The sequence below is a fragment of the Rhodoferax sp. MLSD5-FHT05B10 genome (assembly GCF_058793415.1).
The window spans coordinates 232,971-248,401 of sequence record NZ_JBXAFT010000006.1; the positions used below are offsets into that span (position 1 = coordinate 232,971).

Consider the following 15,431-nt stretch of genomic DNA (forward strand, 5'->3'; position numbering starts at 1 on the left):
GGCAATTGTCGTATGAATCGGCGCTCAGTCGGTATCGCCGTCGTTACCGTGCTTCTGAGCGGCGACCGTGTCGGGGCTGGTCGTGCCGCCCGTGGGCGCGCCCTGCCATTGCAGCCACCAGAATCCCAGTACGCCGGCCAGCAACAGGACGGCCACGGTCCGCCAGGCGCTACGCACGCCGTCGGCGGGCAAACCGGGCTTGCGGCCGGTAACCATGGCGCGCACCAGATTCTCGCGGTGCAGCCAGCTGGCCACCACCACGCCGGCAATGTGCACGCCCACGACCAGCAGCATCAGGTTGGCAGCCACCTCGTGGGCCTCTGCCACCCATTCGCCGGCGAGGTCGTTGTACGTGGTCCAGCCCGATGCCGCGATGGCCACCGTCAGCCCCAGCAGGGCCAGGATGGCCAGCGCACCGGCCGGGTTGTGGCCGGTGTGGTGTTCTGGTTCGCCCCGCAGCATGGCGCCCACGTAGCGGGCAACGGCCCGGGGGCCGCGCACGAAGGTCGAGAAGCGCGCATAGCGCGTACCCAGCACGCCCCAGACGATGCGAAAGGCCACCAGGCCGGCCATGGTGTAGCCCAGGGTGACGTGCAGCAGGCGCCAGCGCTCGCTTTCGGCGCTCAGGTAGGCGCCGGCAAAGCTCAGCACCATGAGCCAGTGGAAGACGCGCACCGGCGCGTCCCAGACCAGGATCGGGCGGGTACCCGTCGCAGCTTCAGCGGGGGACACGGCGTTCTCAACGGGGGATGCGGACATTGTCTTCATTGAAGTCTCCCTTGTCGGCCGTGGTGTGGCAGGCGATGCAGTTCGAGGCGCTCTTGATGGAGGCACGCTTCCAGGTGGCGGCCGATACCTCGTCATGCTTGCGGATGAACCAGGCGGTGCGGGTGATGCGGTCCTCTGGCGGTTCTTCGCGCACGCGCTTGTAGGTTCCGGCGTGGGCGTTGATCCAACCCGACAGCTCCTTGACCGTGGCCGGGTCCAGCGAGGCGTCCGTGCCGAAGTGGTTGGGCAGGTTGTTCATGATCCGGTTCCATGACGCCGCCGGCATGAGGCTGGGCGGGTAGGCCACGTGGCAGGCCGAGCATTCTTCCTTGTACTTGGGTGTCAGCAGCACCATGCGGCCGTTGCCGTCCGCCAGGGCGGGCAGGGCAAAGCTGCTGGCGGCGACCAGCCCCAGGGCAAGTCGGCCCAGCCGGGTGGGTAGTGGGTGTGGCATGGGAAATCCTCCGTGCAGTGAATGGAAAGGCGGGTCTTCAGGGCTTGAGCGTCATCAGCCAGCTCAGCACGTCGGCTTTTTCGCCGGCGGTGCATTCACGGCTCAGCACGTCCTTGCAGTTGCGGCGGAACCATTTCTCGGTCTTGGCGGGATCGGTAAAGCGCTCCGGGTTGAAGGCCGGCGCCATGGCGCCGATGACCTTGCCGGTGGAAGCGTGCTTGCCGGCCTGGGTGGGGACGGCACCGTGGCACGAGGAGCAGCTCCATTCGCCGCCGTGCTTGTTGGTGAACAGCTGTTGCCCGCGGGCGGGCGAGGCGGGAGCCCCGGCCTGGGCGGTATAGGCGGCCAATTGCTCGGCCGGCGTGGCGGCGTGGGCGGTGGGCGCGAGGGCGGCAACGCCGAGCGTCAGGGCCGCGATCCAGCGCGGGGCAGTGGCGGACAGAGAGAACAGGTTCATGGCAACTCCTTTGTTTTGCCAATGGTGCCGCCGGGTTCTTAGGGTTTTCTTAAGCAACCCACAGCCTCCTCAGCGGCACTTAAGCCAGGAGGTCCACCATGCAGGCACTCACCCTCAACTTCAAGGAACGGAACATGCACCCTACCCTTCACCGCTTCATCCGCCAATATTTCAACGTCGTCTGCGCTGCGCTGGCGCCCGTGGTTCTCACGGCATTCCTGGCGATTCCGGTCAGCCTGGGCGGCCACCCGGACGCGTTTCCGGTGGCAGCCGCGCAGGGTGATCGCCACATGAGCTGATCGGCGACGTTGCGTCGCCACGCCCGCATGGCCGCGCCTTCATTTCTCTTTAAGATCGGGGGCGTAAGCTCGGCGGCCCGACCCGAGCAGCACTCCAACGCCTATTTTCTTGCCATGAATTTCATCGAACTTGCCGACGATCCCGAAGACACGCAACACAGCACCGCGGAGCGTATGGCCGCGGCCTCGCGCAGTACCTGGGTCAGTGTCGGTGTGAATCTGGTGTTGACCACCACGCAGATCGTGGTGGGCGTGTTCGCCAAGTCACAGGGTCTGATCGCCGACGGCATCCATTCGCTGTCCGACCTGGTGGCGGACTTCGTCGTGCTGTTTGCCGGGCACCACAGCAAGAAGGACGCCGACGAGGACCACCCCTACGGTCACCAGCGGTTTGAAACTGCCGCCTCGCTGGTGCTGGGCAGTCTGCTGCTGGCCGTGGGCGTGGGCATGCTGTGGTCGGCCTTCCGCAAGCTGGAGGCGCCAGAGACCGTGCAGCAGGTGCATATGGTCGCCCTGTGGGTGGCCGGCGGCGCCCTGGTGGCGAAGGAAACCCTGTTTCGCTACATGCTGGCCGTGGCCAAGCGGGTCAAGTCCAGCATGCTGGTGGCCAATGCGTGGCACGCTCGCTCCGACGCAGCCTCTTCACTGGTGGTGGGCGTGGGTATCGCCGGCAATCTGGCCGGCTACCCGATTCTGGACCCCATTGCGGCCCTGATCGTGGGCTTCATGGTGACCAAGATGGGTTGGGAGTTCGCCTGGGATGCTTTGCATGACCTGATGGACCGGGCGGTGGACGAGCAGGAAGTGCAGGCCATTCGCCAGACGCTGCTGGAGACCCCCGGGGTCAGTGGCGTGCACGATGTGCGCACCCGCAAGATGGGCGACATGATTGTGGTGGATGCCCACCTGGAGGTGGAGGCGTCCATCTCGGTCGAGGCCGGTCACGACATCGCGGTGGAGGCTCGCCAACGGGTGTTGCAGCGCCACCGGGTTCTCAACCTGATGACCCACGTGGACCCGTGGAAGCGTCCCGACCTGGACCACGCGGCGACAGCCCGCGCCCCGCAGTAGCCCGCGTCAGGGCTTGCGCTGGGGGTGAAAGCGGATCACCTGCGGAGCGGGTTGCGCCTGCAGGTCCACCACCTTGTCGCAGCCGCTGCAGTCGCACCCCGAGGGCTGCTTCACGGCACGCAGGAAGACGGCGGCCCACGCAGCGGGAAGCGGAAGCCGCAGCATCCGCTGGGCGATGAAGCGGCGCGCCACGGCGGGCATCAGCGTCCACAGGGCATACAGGCTGCAGCCCAGTACCAGCAGGACCACGATCAGGGATTGCGTTGCCATGGTGAATCAGCCTCCCAGCCAGAGTGTCAGGCGGTAGGTCGCAAATGATGCCAGATAGGCCAGGGCGAACATGTAGGCAGCCATCAGGATGGGGTAGCGCCAGGAGTTGGTCTCGCGCTTGACCACGGCCAGCGTGGAAATGCATTGGGGTGCGAACACGTACCAGGCCAGCAGGGAGAACGCGGTCGCCAGCGACCAGCCCTGGGCAATGACCGGTGCCAGCGAATCGGCGACCGAATCCCCGGCGGCCGAGAGCGAATACACGGTTCCCAGCGCGCCCACGGCAACCTCGCGGGCCGCCAGGCCGGGGACCAGTGCAATGGAAATCTGCCAGTTGAAACCGATGGGTGCGAACACGTGTTCCAACGCCTGCCCCAGCATGCCAGCCAGGCTGTACTGGATGGCCGGGCCGGTGGCGCCATCGGGCGGTCCGGGGTAGGTCGAGAGGAACCACAGCACCACCATCAGGGCAAAGATGATCGTGCCCACGCGCTGCAGGAAGATGCGCGCGCGCTCCCACAGGCCCAGCACCAGGTTGCGCAGGCCCGGGATGCGGTAAGGGGGCAGTTCCAGCATCAGCGGCTGGTAGCGGCTTTTCATCCACACCCGCTTGAAGACCCAGGCCACCCCCATGGCCGACACCACGCCGGCCACGTACAGGCCAAAGAGCGTGAGCCCGCGCAGGTTGAAGAAACCGATGCTGCGGTCCGGCACAAAGGCGCCGATCAGCAGGGCATACACCGGCAGGCGCGCCGAGCACGTCATGAGCGGCGCCACCATGATGGTGGCCAGCCGGTCCTGCCAGTTGGCGATGGTGCGGGTGGCCATGATGCCGGGAATGGCGCAGGCAAAGCTCGACAGCAGCGGAATGAAGGCACGGCCCGACAGGCCCACCTTGCCCATCAGGGTGTCGAGCAAAAACGCCGCACGGGGCAGGTAGCCCGAGTCTTCCAGCACCAGGATGAAGAAGAAGAGGATCAGGATCTGCGGCAGAAACACCACCACGCCGCCGGCCCCGGCAATCACGCCGTCGACCAGCAGGCTGCGCAGGGGACCTTCGGCCATGTGGGCGGTGGTCCATTCGGCCAGGAACGCCATGCCTTCCTTGATGGCGTCCATGGGCAGGTTGGCCCAGGAAAAGACGGCCTGGAACACCAGGAACAGCACAGCGGCCAGAATCACCAGGCCCCACACCGGATGCATGGTCCAGGCGTCTACGCGGTGGTGAAAGCGCTGGAACTGCGTGGCGTTGGGTGCCGCAATGGCGAGGATGCGCCGGACTTCCTGCTGCACCTCGGCGCTGCTGCGGGGCACCGGGCGGACGGCGCCGGCCGGCTTGGGCTGGGCCATGGCCGCCTGTGCCGCCAGGGAGTGCTCGATCTGCGCCAGCAGTTGCTGGTGACCGTTGTGCTGCACCGCGACCGTCTCGACCACCGGGCAGCCCAGTTCGGCGGCCAGTTGGGCGACGTCAATGGAGAGGCCGCGCGCGCGCGCCACGTCGGCCATGTTGAGCGCCACGATGACCGGGCGTCCCAGGCGTTGCAGCTCCAGCACCAAGCGCAGGTTCATGCGCAGGTTGGTGGCATCAACCACCGCCACGATGGCGTCCACGGCCGCTTCGCCGGTGCGGCGGCCCTCGATCACTTCCAGCGTGACCTCTTCGTCAGGCGTGGCCGGCTTCAGGCTGTAGACGCCGGGCAGGTCGATGACCGAGATGGCCTGGCCGCTGGCCAGGCGCAGGATGCCGATCTTGCGTTCCACGGTGACGCCGGCGTAGTTGGCCACCTTTTGGCGGGCACCGGTCAGCAGGTTGAACAGGGCGGTCTTGCCGCAGTTGGGGTTGCCCACCAGGGCCACGTTCCAGGCCTGGGAGAGTGTGGTGCTGGCGTTCATGCGGCGGCAACCTCAATACAGTGGGCCTCGACCCAGCGCAAGGCAAGCATGGTTTCACCCACCATCACCGCCAGCGGCTCGCGTCCGCCGGGTCCGCGGCGCAGCAATTGGACGGGCTCGCCGGGGATGAAGCCCAACTCTCCCAGGCGGTCCAGCGTGGCGGGATCGGTCTGGGGTGATCCTTCGGTCACGCGGGTGACCGTCGCGTGGGCGCCGTTGGGCAGGGTGGTTAATCGCATGGTGGCTTCCAGGATGGGTTGATCCAAATGATAGTGTATCTCATTTAGATTTGCATGAAAAGAGCCAAAATGCATAATGGTTTATCTGATTGAAGACTGGCTTCAAAGGAACTACACCATGGCTTTGAAACACGCACAACCTCTGGACGTCATTGACGTCGCGCCCCTGGGAGACCGGCTGCACGCCAGCGTGACCAGCAGCCTGCTGAAAACCGGTGCCCTGCAGCTGATGCGCGTGGTGCTGCTGGCCGGGCATGGCCTGCCCCAGCACCATGTGGCCGGTGAAATGACGGTGCAGTGCCTGGAAGGCGAAGCGGTCGTCACCACGCCGCACCGGACCTGCACGCTGAAGGCCGGCCAGCTGCTGACCCTGCCGGGTGGTGAGCCCCATGCGGTCACGGCACTTACCGACACCTCGCTGCTGGTGATGGTCCTGCTCACAGGGCAAGCATGACCCTGGCCGAGTGGTACCCACAGGTCCGCTGGACCCATATCAGCCTGGTGCTGACCAGCGGCGCCCTGTTTGCGGCGCGCGGCGTGGCGGTGCTCACGGGCGCGCAGTGGGCCATGCAGCCGGCCGTGCGCCGTCTGAGTTACACCATCGACACCGGCCTGCTGAGTGCGGCGCTGCTGTTGCTGCACATCCTTCAGCTCAACCCGTTCGCCGTGCCGTGGCTGAGCACCAAGATCGGCCTGCTGCTGCTGTACATCGTGCTCGGCACGCTGGCGCTCAAGCGGGCGCCCACCCCGCGTGCGCGCCTGGTGTTTTTTGTGGCCTCGCTGGCGTGCTACGGTTTCATGCTGACGGTTGCGCTGGCACACCACCCGCTGGGTTTCCTGGCGGCGCGCCTGGGCACGTAAGCCGGGCGGCGGCGGCTCTCGGCGCTGCAGGGCGCGTTGCCGGTCTGTATAGTGGAAACCATGCATTCCAGCCATACCCATCAGCGCTCCGACCTCGTACGCATCGCCAACAACGCCATGGCCGAACGCGGGCTTGAGCCCGAGTTTTCGTCCCGTGTCCAGCAGCAGCTGGCAGACATCACCGGGCCGGGTCGTGAATCCGACCCCGACATCCACGACCTCACCGCCCTGCTCTGGTGTTCCATCGACAACGATGATTCGCTGGACCTGGACCAGCTCACCGTCTGCGAGGCCCTGCCCGGTGGCGCCTTGCGGCTGTGGGTGGCCATTGCCGATGTGGACTGCCTGGTCCGCAAGGATTCCCCCATCGACAACCATGCCCTCATCAACACGACGTCCATCTACACCTCGGCGCGCATCTATCCGATGCTGCCCGAGCGCCTGTCCACGGATCTGACCTCGCTCAACCCGGGCGAAGACCGGTTGGCGCTGGTGACCGAAATGGTTTTCAACGCCGACGCCACGCTGGCCGGCTCGACGGTCTACCGGGCACAGGTGCGCAACCAGGCCAAGCTGGCGTACGACGCCGTGTCGGCCTGGATCGATGGCGAGGGCTCCTTGCCGACGGCTGCGGCGGCCGTCCCGGGCATGGAGGCGCAGCTGCGCATGCAAGACGCCATGGCGCAGCAACTGCGGGCGCGCCGACATGCAGAGGGTTCGCTGGAGTTTGAAACCTTCCAGCCGCGCGCCGTGTTTGACGGTGAAAAGGTGGTGGACATCCGCCAGCAGGTGCAGAACCGCGCACGTCAGCTGATCGAGGAAGTGATGATTGCCACCAACGGCTGCACGGCGCGTTACCTGACCGGGCGGGGTGGCGCATCGCTGCGCCGTGTGGTGCGTTCACCCGAGCGCTGGTTGCGCATCGTGGGCGTGGCCAAGGAATACGGCGAAACCCTGCCGGCCGAGCCCGATTCCCAGGCCCTGGCGGCCTTTCTGGCCAAACGCCACCGGGCCGATCCGCTGCGCTTTCCCGATCTGTCGCTGGTCATCGTCAAGCTGATGGGCTCGGGTGAGTATGTGGTGGAAACACCCGGCGGGCCGCCCATCGGCCACTTCGGCCTGGCCGTGCGCGATTACACCCATTCGACGGCGCCCAACCGGCGCTTCCCCGACCTCATCACCTCGCGGCTGCTCAAGGCGGCGCTGGCGGGCAAGGATGCGCCCTATTCCAACGAAGAGCTGGACGCACTGGCCCAGCACTGCACACACCAGGAGGACGCGGCCCAGAAGGTGGAGCGGCGCATGCGCAAGTCCGAGGCCGCCTTGCTGTTGGAGTCGCGTATCGGCGAGCGTTTCGATGCCGTTGTCACCGGCAGCGCGGCCGAAGGCGTGTGGGTGCGCATCTTCACGCCGCCCGCCGAGGGCAAGCTGGTGGGCGGCAATGGCAGCCTGAAGGTGGGCGACAAGGTCCGCGTCAAGCTGGTATTCACCAACGTGGAGCGCGGATTCATCGACTTTGTGGTCAAGGACTGAACGCGCACCGTACCGGCAGCGCAAACCTGGACAGGACATTCCCATGACGGTTCCCTCGAAAGCTGACGTAGCGGTAGCGGCCCCGGCCTCGCGCTGGCGCAAGCTGCACCCGGACATCCTCAAACTGGGAGTGGTCAGCTTTCTGACCGACCTCAGTTCCGAGATGATCTTCTCGGTGTTCGCGGTTTTCTTCACCACGGTCGCGGGGGCTTCGGCCTCGCTGCTGGGGCTGGTGGAAGGGCTGGCGGACTTTTCGGCCTCGTCCCTCAACTACCTGGCCGGCTGGCTGTCGGACCGCAGCGGCCGGCGCAAGTCGTTTGCCATCGCCGGTTACGGTTTCTCGACGCTGGCCAAGACCATTCTGCTGGTGAGTAATTCCATCATCGGCCTGGGCCTGTTTCGCGTCATCGAGCGGCTGGGCAAGGGTTTCCGCGGGCCGCCGCGTGACGCCTGGCTGTCGTCCATTGCCGACGCGAAAACGCGCGGCTTCTCCTTTGGCGTGCACAAGGCGCTGGACAAGTCGGGCGCCGTGCTGGGGCCGCTGGCCGCCTATGGCCTGCTGTCGTGGTTGGGAGAGTCCGCGCAGACCTACCAGACCCTGTTCTGGGTGGCCTTTGTTCCGGCCGTGCTCAGCGTGCTGGTGCTGGCGCGGATCGCGGACCAGCCGGGCGTGCCCCACGCACGCGAGAGCGTGGGGCAGAACTGGCGGCTGCTCAGTCCGGGGTTCAAGCGCTTCCTGGTTCCGGCCGGGGTCTTTGCCCTGGCCTATTTCAGCCTGGGCTTCCTGCTGCTCAAGGCGCACAGCGTGGGCTTCAGCGTGGCGGACATCGTGCTGCTCTACGCCCTGTTCAACATCACCTGCGTGATTGCGGCGCCGCTGGTGGGCCACCGGGGCGATACCGTGGGGCGCAGCCGCATCGTCGTGCTGGGCTACGCCCTGTACGGGGTGATCAGCCTCTGGCTGGTGTTTGCCAGCACGCGCTGGGAGATCATCCTGGCCTTTGTGTTCTATGGCGTGTTCTATGCGGTGGAAGAATCGCAAAGCAAGGCCTTCATTGCCGACCTGGAGCCCGAGCGCCGTGCCACCGCGGTGGGGGTCTACAACTTTGTCACCGGGGTGCTCTACCTGCCGGCGTCCCTGGTGGCGGGCGCCCTGTGGGCCATCTCGCCCCCGTGGGCCTTCGCCCTGTCGGCCTTCCTGTCGCTGGCGGCCATCGTGACCTTTTGGGTGCTGCGCCCGGCGTCGCACCGTTAAACCATGTGTTCGGGCCGCACCCAGTCGTCAAACTGGGCGGCGGTGACAAACCCCAGCGCCAGCGCGGCTTCGCGTAGGGAGAGCCCGGCGGTGTGCGCGTGCTTGGCAATGGTGGCGGCGCGGTCGTAGCCGATGTGGGGACTGAGCGCGGTGACCAGCATCAGTGAGTGTGCCAGCAGTGCCGCAATGCGCGTGCGGTCGGGTGCCATGCCGCGGGCGCAGTGCACATCAAAACTGGCGATGGCGTCGCCGAGCAGGCGGACACTTTGCAGGAAGTTGTGGGCGATAAGCGGCTTGAAGACGTTGAGCTCAAAGTTGCCCATGGCGCCCCCCACCCCCAACGCCACGTCGTTGCCCAGCACCTGGCAGCACACCATGGTGAGGGCCTCGCACTGCGTGGGGTTGACCTTGCCCGGCATGATGGAACTGCCGGGTTCGTTTTCCGGCAGTTGCAGCTCGCCCAGCCCGCAGCGCGGGCCCGATGCCAGCCAGCGCACGTCGTTGGCGATCTTCATCAGGGCCACCGCCAGGGTCTTGAGCGCGCCGTGTGACGCCACCAGCGCGTCGTGCGCGGCCAGTGCGGCAAAGCGGTTGCTGGCGCAGCGAAAAGGCTGGCCCGTCTCCTGCGCCAGCCGTGCGGCAACCCGGTCCCCAAACTGCGGATGCGTGTTGAGCCCGGTGCCCACCGCCGTGCCGCCCACGGCAAGCGCATGCAGTGCGTCCAGGCTGGCGGTGACCGTCTGCTCGGCGTGCTGGAGCTGGGCGACCCACCCTGAGATCTCCTGGCCCAGGGTCAGCGGCGTGGCGTCCTGCAGATGGGTGCGGCCGATTTTCACGATGTTGGCGAACGCGGCCGCCTTGTCGGCCAGCGTGGTGCGCAGCGTGCGCAGGGCGGGCAGCAGGTTCTGGCTGAGGCTGACGGCGGCGGCCACGTGCATGGCCGTTGGAAAGATGTCGTTGGACGACTGGCCCAGGTTGACGTGATCGTTGGGGTGCACCCGGCGCGCCGTGCCGCGCGCACCGCCCAGCAGTTCGGACGCGCGGTTGGCCAGCACCTCGTTCATGTTCATGTTGCTCTGCGTGCCCGAGCCGGTCTGCCACACGGCCAGGGGAAAGGCGTCCGGGTGGACGCCGGCCAGCACTTCGTTGGCGGCCTGCGCAATGGCCCCTGCCAGTGCGGGCTCCAGCAGGCCAAGCTCCGCGTTGACCTCGGCGGCGATGCGCTTGGTGCGCGCCAGTGCCATCAGCAGCGCCTCGGGCATGCGCTCGGTGGAAATGGCGAAGTGCAGCAGCGATCGCTGCGTCTGGGCGCCCCAGAGCGCATCAGCGGGGACGGCAATGTCGCCGAAGGAATCGTGTTCCAGGCGGAAGGCAGTGGTCATGGCAATACTCCTGCGTTGCTCGCTGCATTGTGCGCCTGGGCGCCATCGCCTGCACCGCGCCGGGTTGGCGGTGGGGTGCTACTCGTACCAGCCCTGCAGTGCGTCGGCATGCAGGCGCGCACGCGTGTCGGACGTGGGGGTCCAGCGTGCGTGGCTGCCGGCGGCGCGCGCCAGGAAGTCCAGCAGCGACAGGTGGCGGCGCAGCACGCGGTGCTGGCGGTGCGCAATCAGGGGGTTGAAGATGCCCTTGAGCGAAAACAGCTGACGCGGGTTCTTCTTGATCCACAGCCAGGAGCCCATCTCCAGCGTCAGCGGCAGAAAGACACGGTCTGCCTGCTGGCAGGCCTGCACGTACAGGTGGTCCCACACGTCGCCGTGCGCCAGGTACTGCAGGCTCTGCGGTTCGAAGACGTACGGGTGGTGGCTGTACGTCTGGAGGAACACTTCCTTGAGCGCTTGCATCTCCGCCAGGTGGGCAATGGGCTTGCGGGTGTGGGCGTAGGGAAACCACAGGCGGTCGCTCACGCCAAAGCCGGAGTGGCAATCCAGCGCCATGCTGAACGGACGCGTCAGCAGTTCGGACGCCACCACGCTGCACAGGGCCTGGTTCTCGGCCTCCATGGGCGCGCCGGATTTGCCGCGGTACCAGGGCAGTCCCGCGCTGATGCGCTGGCCACCCACCAGGAACGGCACCTGGTCGGTGGCTTCGATGGGCGCGTTGCGCATCAGGTCCACCCCGCCGGGGTTGGCGCGGGTGCCCAGCAGCATGCCGCCGGGGTTGACGATGGGCATGAAGACCAGGCGCATGGATTCGAGCTGGCGGTGCAAGGTGGCATCCCACTGCAGCCGCATGGCGGTGCTGTGCAGAAATGCAATCACCACCTCGGCGCCGATGCGCTCCAGGCCATGCACTCCGCCAAAGAAGCCGATGGCCGGAACCTCCGGGCTGGGGTTGCCCAGGCCGATGGTGTAGACGGGCAGGGCAGAGGCGCCGGCCGCGGCCACCTGGTGCACCACGGTGACGTCCAGATGTGCAGCGCCCAGGTCGAGGATGCGTTCCAGGGCGTCGAGCTCTGGCAGATGTTTTTCCTGCATGGCGGCGGTGGGGGCGGGCTGAGGGTGCGGGTAGTTGGTCAGCATAGCGTCGAAGGCGCCGCGCGGCGCCAATCCGCAGCGCGCGCCAGGGGTATCGGCCGTTGACGCGAAACTGTCACATCGGCGCGCTAGCCTGTGGGTTCATTTCACAACCAGGTGGGAGCGCGCCATGATCTGGAAACTCTTGGGCTTGCAGAAAATGCTGGATTCGCTGTTTGACGACGGCTGGCTCAGCCTGGGTCTGCCCCATGAATCGGCCCCCTGCCAGCCGCAGGACTGAGGCCATGCGGCATGTGTATGTGGTGAGCAGCGTGCTCTGGGGCGTGGTGGAGTTCGTGGCCCTGCAGCGTTCGCGCTACCAGGCCCGGCGCATCCGCGGCTAGGGGCAAGTCCGGGCCACGCGGCGTTCAGCCGCGCATCAGCGCCTCGATCTCGTCGGCGTTGACCGGCACGCCGCGCGAGATCAGCTCGCAGCCGGTCGGGGTGACGATGGCGTCGTCCTCGATGCGGATGCCGATGTTCCAGAACTCCTTGGGGATGTGGTCGCTCGGGCGCACGTACAGGCCGGGCTCGATGGTGAGCACCATGCCAGGGCGCAGGATGCGGCTGGGCCGGTTCTGGATGGTTTCTCCCGACAGCGGGTCCGTGCGCTCGCTGACCTGGCCCACCTCGGAGGGTTCGACATAGCTGCCGCAGTCGTGCACGTCCATGCCCAGCCAGTGGCTGGTGCGGTGCATGTAGTGGGCAAAGTAGTGGCGGTGGTGGATGGCGTCGTCCAGCGTGCCGACCTGGTCCTTGTCCAGCAGTTTCAAATCCAGCATGCCCTGGGTCAGCACCTTGACCGTGGCCTCGTGCGGATCGGTGAAGCGTGCGCCGGGTTGCGTGGCGGCAATGGCCGCCTCCTGGCTGGCCAGCACCAGGTCGTAGAGCGCGCGCTGCGGCCCGGTGAATTTTCCATTGGCGGGAAAGGTGCGGGTGATGTCGCTGGCGTAGCCGTCGAGCTCGCAACCGGCGTCAATCAGCACCAGCTCGCCATTGCGGATGGGGGCGTTGTCGGCCCGGTAATGCAGCACGCAGGCGTTCGCCCCGGCGGCCACGATGGAGCCGTAGGCCGGGTACTGTGAGCCGTGCTGGCGGAACTCGTGCAACAGCTCCGCGTCCAGGTGGTATTCGCGCACGTCCTGGCCCTGGCGCAGCATCTGGGCCGAGCGGCGCATGGCGCGGATGTGGGCGCCGGCGCTGATTTGCGCGGCGCGGCGCATGGTGGCCTGCTCCTGCGCGTCCTTGACCAGGCGCATCTCGTCCAGCGGGCCGCACAGGTCGCGCAGCTGGTCGGGGCACTGGGCGCCGAACCGCACGCGGGCGCGCACGGTCTGCAGCCAGCCGTCGACGCGGGTTTCCAGCGCCTTGTGGGTGGCAAAGGGGAACCAGACCACGGCCCGGTTCTCCAGCATCCGGGGCAGGCGGGTGTCGAGTTCGCTGACCGCATGGGCAGCGTCCACGCCCAGTGCGGCCGGTGCGGCGTCGGGCCCCAGGCGAAAACCGTCCCAGATTTCGCGCTCCAGGTCCTTGGGCTGGCAAAACAGGGTCGACTGGCCGTCGCCCGTGATCACCAACCAGGCGTGGGGCTCGGCAAAGCCGCACAGGTAGAAGAAGTAGCTGTCGGGGCGGAACAGGAAATCGTTGTCGCGGTTGCGCTGCTGCTCGGGTGCCGTGGGGATGATGGCAATGCCGTCTTTGCCCAGGGTGGCGGCCAGTGCGGCGCGGCGTTGCGCGTAAAGGGTGGTGTTCATGGCGGGGAGTGTGTTCAGGCGTTGAGCTGTGCCAGCCGTTGCGGGGTGCCCACATCGGTCCAGCGGCCAGTGTAAATCTCGGCGCTGATGCGCGCTTGCGCCATGGCCGCGCGCAGCAGCGGCGCCAGGGCGGCCGACGTGCCCTGCGGGTTGCCGGCGGGAATGTCGCACCAGGGCGGCGCAAACAGCGCCTTTCGGTACAGGCCGATGGTGCTGTAGGTGTAGCGGGGGCGCGGGTCGTCGGCCGGCAGGCTCAGGGCCAGGCCGGTGCCGTCGGCGTCCAGAGGGCCCAGGCCGAAGTCGCCGCGCGGGTTGTGCTCGGGGTTGGGCACCAGCCACAGATGGGCCAGTTTGCCGCTGGCCACAAAGCGCGCCACGGCGTCCTGGCGGAAGCTGAAGTCGGGGGCGAACACGTCGCCGGCCAGCACCCAGAACACCTCGGCCGCCGCGCCCGTGGCGTGGGGTGGGCACAACAGGGGCAGGGCCCGCGCAATGCCGCCGGCGGTTTCCAGCGCGCTGCCGAAATCGCGCCCCTCGTGCGAGTAGTGCAGGCGCAGGGAAGGGGTGGATTGCTCCTGATTTGATAGCTGCTCACGCAGATTGGATGGGCGTTCGGTGGCAAAAACGTTGCCAAATTGCGCGCTGATCTGCGCGCCCAGCCAGGCTGTGTTCACCACCACGTCCTGAAAGCCGCCCTGCGCCAGGGCTTCCAGGGGCCACTGCATCAGGGGCTTGCCCTGCACGGTGAGCAGCGGTTTGGGTGTGGTGTCGGTCAGCGGGCGCATGCGCTCGCCGCGGCCGGCGGCCAGCAGCATGGCGGCAATGGGAGATGGGTTCATGGAGGTCCGTGGTGTCGTGCGGGGGTGTCTACGCCAGGCGGCACCGGTACAGGGCCTGGCACAAGGCCAGCGCCCGCGGGGAGCGGATGCGCCAGTCGCAGCGGTTCAGGGTGTAGGCAAAGGCCAGTTGCGCGCTGGGGTCGCACCAGCCGAGCGCGCCGCCCATGCCGGGGTGGCCAAAGGAGGCGCGGTTGGGGGAAAACACGCCGTCGTCCTCCTTCAGGAATCCCTGTGCCCAGCCCAACGGCTTGCCCAGCACCAGATCCTGCGCGCTCCAGCCCTGGCGTTGCAGGAGGGGGGCAATGGTCTGCTCCGCCACGTAGCGCCGCCCCTGCCAGACACCGCCCAGCGACCAGGGCACGTAGGCGCGGGCCAGCCCGCGTGCCGTGGCCGTGGCCGAGGCCCAGGCCAGGTTGTGGCGGCGCACCGGGGGCTGGTTGTAGATGCCCATGCCGCCGGGGGTAGGCGGGTTCATGAATGCCTGCTTGGCGTGGCTGCCGCGCAGGAAGGAGCGCGCCACGCGGGCCTCGGTGCTGCCCCCGCGCAGGGCAGACCACAGCATCCGCCCCACGCGGCCGGCGGTGGAGCCGGGGTACAGCGTGGCGATGCGGTGGTCCTGCTCGGGCGGCGTGCCTAGGAATACGTCTGCCTCCAGCGGGTCCAGGTATTCGCGGTGCAGAAAGGTGTGCAGGGGTTCGCCGCAGGCCTGCTCGAAGAAGGCGCTGGCATACATGCCGTAGCTCAGGCCGTGGTAGCCCTGCTGGGTGTCGGCGTGCCAGGCCGGGGCCTGGGTTTCCAGGGCAGTGCGCACAGTGGCTGCCTGGGCGGGATCGCACAACTGCGCCAGTGTCAGCGGCATGCCGATGCCTGCCAGGCCGGCGCGGTGGTTGAATAGCTGGCGCACCGTGATGTGCGCCTTGCCCGCCTGACCAAATGCCGGCCAGTAGCGCGCCACCGGGGCATCCCAGTCAAAGGCGCCGCGCTCGGCAGCCAGGTTCAGCGCCATGGCAGCCAGGCCCTTGGTGACCGAGAACACCACCACCAGGCTGTCGGCCGTCCAGGGGGTGCGGGTGGCCGTGTCGGCCAGGCCACCCCACAGGTCCACCACCCGCTCGCCGCGGTAGTACACGCACAGGCTGGCGCCAATTTCCTCGCCGCGGGCAAACGCCTGGGCGAACTGCTGCGCCAGCGGCTCAAAGCCGGGGGCGACCTGGCCTTGCAC

General features: G+C 67.4%; 17 protein-coding genes. 6 read left to right on the forward strand and 11 right to left on the reverse strand.

Annotation, left to right across the window (positions count from 1 at the left end; genetic code table 11):
* Positions 1-24 precede the first annotated feature (24 nt).
* The 3 genes from AC1Q5W_RS11775 to AC1Q5W_RS11785 are packed head-to-tail and all read right to left on the reverse strand — an operon-like array spanning position 25 to position 1,679.
* Positions 25-768, reverse strand: coding sequence for a cytochrome b/b6 domain-containing protein (locus tag AC1Q5W_RS11775; protein ID WP_492644454.1), 744 nt, complete (start codon positions 766-768; stop codon positions 25-27).
* Positions 740-1,222 (reverse strand): diheme cytochrome c, encoded by a 483-nt coding sequence (locus tag AC1Q5W_RS11780; protein ID WP_492644453.1) that lies wholly within the window; start codon positions 1,220-1,222, stop codon positions 740-742. The genes AC1Q5W_RS11775 and AC1Q5W_RS11780 overlap by 29 nt, the downstream gene beginning before the upstream one ends.
* A gap of 37 nt (positions 1,223-1,259) precedes the next feature.
* Positions 1,260-1,679 carry a DUF1924 domain-containing protein gene (locus AC1Q5W_RS11785; RefSeq protein ID WP_492644452.1) on the reverse strand — a complete coding sequence of 140 codons (420 nt, stop codon included), beginning with the start codon at positions 1,677-1,679 and terminating at the stop codon, positions 1,260-1,262.
* Between the two features lie 98 nt (positions 1,680-1,777).
* On the opposite strand from AC1Q5W_RS11785, the gene AC1Q5W_RS11790 reads away from it, so the two are divergent.
* Entirely contained in the window at positions 1,778-1,978 is a 201-nt protein-coding gene (locus AC1Q5W_RS11790; protein ID WP_492644451.1) for a hypothetical protein, read from the forward strand.
* Between the two features lie 114 nt (positions 1,979-2,092).
* A complete protein-coding gene (locus AC1Q5W_RS11795; RefSeq protein ID WP_492644450.1) occupies positions 2,093-3,049 on the forward strand; it encodes a cation diffusion facilitator family transporter in 957 nt (318 codons plus the stop codon).
* 6 nt (positions 3,050-3,055) lie between these two features.
* Here AC1Q5W_RS11795 and AC1Q5W_RS11800 read toward each other — a convergent pair whose 3' ends face one another.
* From AC1Q5W_RS11800 to AC1Q5W_RS11810, 3 genes are read right to left on the reverse strand one after another with little or no spacing between them, the layout of a single operon-like run.
* The gene (locus AC1Q5W_RS11800; protein ID WP_492644449.1) at positions 3,056-3,319 is read right to left on the reverse strand and encodes a hypothetical protein; all 264 of its coding nucleotides are present in this window, start codon (positions 3,317-3,319) and stop codon (positions 3,056-3,058) included.
* Positions 3,320-3,325: 6 nt separating this feature from the next.
* Positions 3,326-5,212 carry a ferrous iron transporter B gene (feoB, locus tag AC1Q5W_RS11805; protein ID WP_492644448.1) on the reverse strand — a complete coding sequence of 629 codons (1,887 nt, stop codon included), beginning with the start codon at positions 5,210-5,212 and terminating at the stop codon, positions 3,326-3,328.
* The gene (locus AC1Q5W_RS11810) at positions 5,209-5,451 is read right to left on the reverse strand and encodes a FeoA family protein (RefSeq protein WP_492644447.1); all 243 of its coding nucleotides are present in this window, start codon (positions 5,449-5,451) and stop codon (positions 5,209-5,211) included. Before AC1Q5W_RS11810 ends, feoB begins: the two co-directional genes overlap by 4 nt.
* Before the next feature lie 118 nt (positions 5,452-5,569).
* On the opposite strand from AC1Q5W_RS11810, the gene AC1Q5W_RS11815 reads away from it, so the two are divergent.
* From AC1Q5W_RS11815 to AC1Q5W_RS11830, 4 genes are read left to right on the forward strand one after another with little or no spacing between them, the layout of a single operon-like run.
* On the forward strand, positions 5,570-5,905 hold the full coding sequence (locus AC1Q5W_RS11815; protein ID WP_492644446.1) for a cupin domain-containing protein: 336 nt from the start codon (positions 5,570-5,572) through the stop codon (positions 5,903-5,905).
* Positions 5,902-6,312 carry a SirB2 family protein gene (locus AC1Q5W_RS11820; protein ID WP_492644445.1) on the forward strand — a complete coding sequence of 137 codons (411 nt, stop codon included), beginning with the start codon at positions 5,902-5,904 and terminating at the stop codon, positions 6,310-6,312. The genes AC1Q5W_RS11815 and AC1Q5W_RS11820 overlap by 4 nt, the downstream gene beginning before the upstream one ends.
* A 60-nt stretch (positions 6,313-6,372) precedes the next feature.
* Entirely contained in the window at positions 6,373-7,845 is a 1,473-nt protein-coding gene (locus tag AC1Q5W_RS11825; protein WP_492644444.1) for an RNB domain-containing ribonuclease, read from the forward strand.
* A 43-nt stretch (positions 7,846-7,888) separates the two neighbouring features.
* Positions 7,889-9,100 (forward strand): MFS transporter, encoded by a 1,212-nt coding sequence (locus AC1Q5W_RS11830; RefSeq protein ID WP_492644443.1) that lies wholly within the window; start codon positions 7,889-7,891, stop codon positions 9,098-9,100.
* On the opposite strand, the gene fumC is transcribed toward AC1Q5W_RS11830, so the two are convergent.
* The 5 genes from fumC to AC1Q5W_RS11855 all read right to left on the reverse strand — a co-directional run bounded on the left by fumC (position 9,097) and on the right by AC1Q5W_RS11855 (position 15,431).
* On the reverse strand, positions 9,097-10,482 hold the full coding sequence (gene fumC, locus AC1Q5W_RS11835; protein ID WP_492644442.1) for a class II fumarate hydratase: 1,386 nt from the start codon (positions 10,480-10,482) through the stop codon (positions 9,097-9,099). The genes AC1Q5W_RS11830 and fumC overlap by 4 nt on opposite strands.
* A 78-nt stretch (positions 10,483-10,560) precedes the next feature.
* Entirely contained in the window at positions 10,561-11,622 is a 1,062-nt protein-coding gene (locus AC1Q5W_RS11840; RefSeq protein WP_492644441.1) for a M14 family zinc carboxypeptidase, read from the reverse strand.
* A 362-nt stretch (positions 11,623-11,984) separates the two neighbouring features.
* The gene (locus tag AC1Q5W_RS11845; RefSeq protein WP_492644439.1) at positions 11,985-13,370 is read right to left on the reverse strand and encodes an aminopeptidase P N-terminal domain-containing protein; all 1,386 of its coding nucleotides are present in this window, start codon (positions 13,368-13,370) and stop codon (positions 11,985-11,987) included.
* A gap of 14 nt (positions 13,371-13,384) precedes the next feature.
* Positions 13,385-14,209 carry a nucleotidyltransferase family protein gene (locus AC1Q5W_RS11850; protein ID WP_492644438.1) on the reverse strand — a complete coding sequence of 275 codons (825 nt, stop codon included), beginning with the start codon at positions 14,207-14,209 and terminating at the stop codon, positions 13,385-13,387.
* Positions 14,210-14,237: 28 nt separating this feature from the next.
* Positions 14,238-15,431: a serine hydrolase domain-containing protein gene (locus tag AC1Q5W_RS11855; RefSeq protein ID WP_492644437.1), complete on the reverse strand. Its 1,194-nt coding sequence runs from the start codon at positions 15,429-15,431 to the stop codon at positions 14,238-14,240.

What these genes read in the sequence shown, in the direction of transcription:
- AC1Q5W_RS11775 (WP_492644454.1), bottom strand. Translation starts at nt 768, where the DNA reads ATGAAGACAATGTCCGCATCCCCCGTTGAGAACGCCGTGTCCCCCGCT.
- AC1Q5W_RS11780 (WP_492644453.1), bottom strand. Translation starts at nt 1,222, where the DNA reads ATGCCACACCCACTACCCACCCGGCTGGGCCGACTTGCCCTGGGGCTG.
- AC1Q5W_RS11785 (WP_492644452.1), bottom strand. Translation starts at nt 1,679, where the DNA reads ATGAACCTGTTCTCTCTGTCCGCCACTGCCCCGCGCTGGATCGCGGCC.
- AC1Q5W_RS11790 (WP_492644451.1), top strand. Translation starts at nt 1,778, where the DNA reads ATGCAGGCACTCACCCTCAACTTCAAGGAACGGAACATGCACCCTACC.
- AC1Q5W_RS11795 (WP_492644450.1), top strand. Translation starts at nt 2,093, where the DNA reads ATGAATTTCATCGAACTTGCCGACGATCCCGAAGACACGCAACACAGC.
- AC1Q5W_RS11800 (WP_492644449.1), bottom strand. Translation starts at nt 3,319, where the DNA reads ATGGCAACGCAATCCCTGATCGTGGTCCTGCTGGTACTGGGCTGCAGC.
- feoB (WP_492644448.1), bottom strand. Translation starts at nt 5,212, where the DNA reads ATGAACGCCAGCACCACACTCTCCCAGGCCTGGAACGTGGCCCTGGTG.
- AC1Q5W_RS11810 (WP_492644447.1), bottom strand. Translation starts at nt 5,451, where the DNA reads ATGCGATTAACCACCCTGCCCAACGGCGCCCACGCGACGGTCACCCGC.
- AC1Q5W_RS11815 (WP_492644446.1), top strand. Translation starts at nt 5,570, where the DNA reads ATGGCTTTGAAACACGCACAACCTCTGGACGTCATTGACGTCGCGCCC.
- AC1Q5W_RS11820 (WP_492644445.1), top strand. Translation starts at nt 5,902, where the DNA reads ATGACCCTGGCCGAGTGGTACCCACAGGTCCGCTGGACCCATATCAGC.
- AC1Q5W_RS11825 (WP_492644444.1), top strand. Translation starts at nt 6,373, where the DNA reads ATGCATTCCAGCCATACCCATCAGCGCTCCGACCTCGTACGCATCGCC.
- AC1Q5W_RS11830 (WP_492644443.1), top strand. Translation starts at nt 7,889, where the DNA reads ATGACGGTTCCCTCGAAAGCTGACGTAGCGGTAGCGGCCCCGGCCTCG.
- fumC (WP_492644442.1), bottom strand. Translation starts at nt 10,482, where the DNA reads ATGACCACTGCCTTCCGCCTGGAACACGATTCCTTCGGCGACATTGCC.
- AC1Q5W_RS11840 (WP_492644441.1), bottom strand. Translation starts at nt 11,622, where the DNA reads ATGCTGACCAACTACCCGCACCCTCAGCCCGCCCCCACCGCCGCCATG.
- AC1Q5W_RS11845 (WP_492644439.1), bottom strand. Translation starts at nt 13,370, where the DNA reads ATGAACACCACCCTTTACGCGCAACGCCGCGCCGCACTGGCCGCCACC.
- AC1Q5W_RS11850 (WP_492644438.1), bottom strand. Translation starts at nt 14,209, where the DNA reads ATGAACCCATCTCCCATTGCCGCCATGCTGCTGGCCGCCGGCCGCGGC.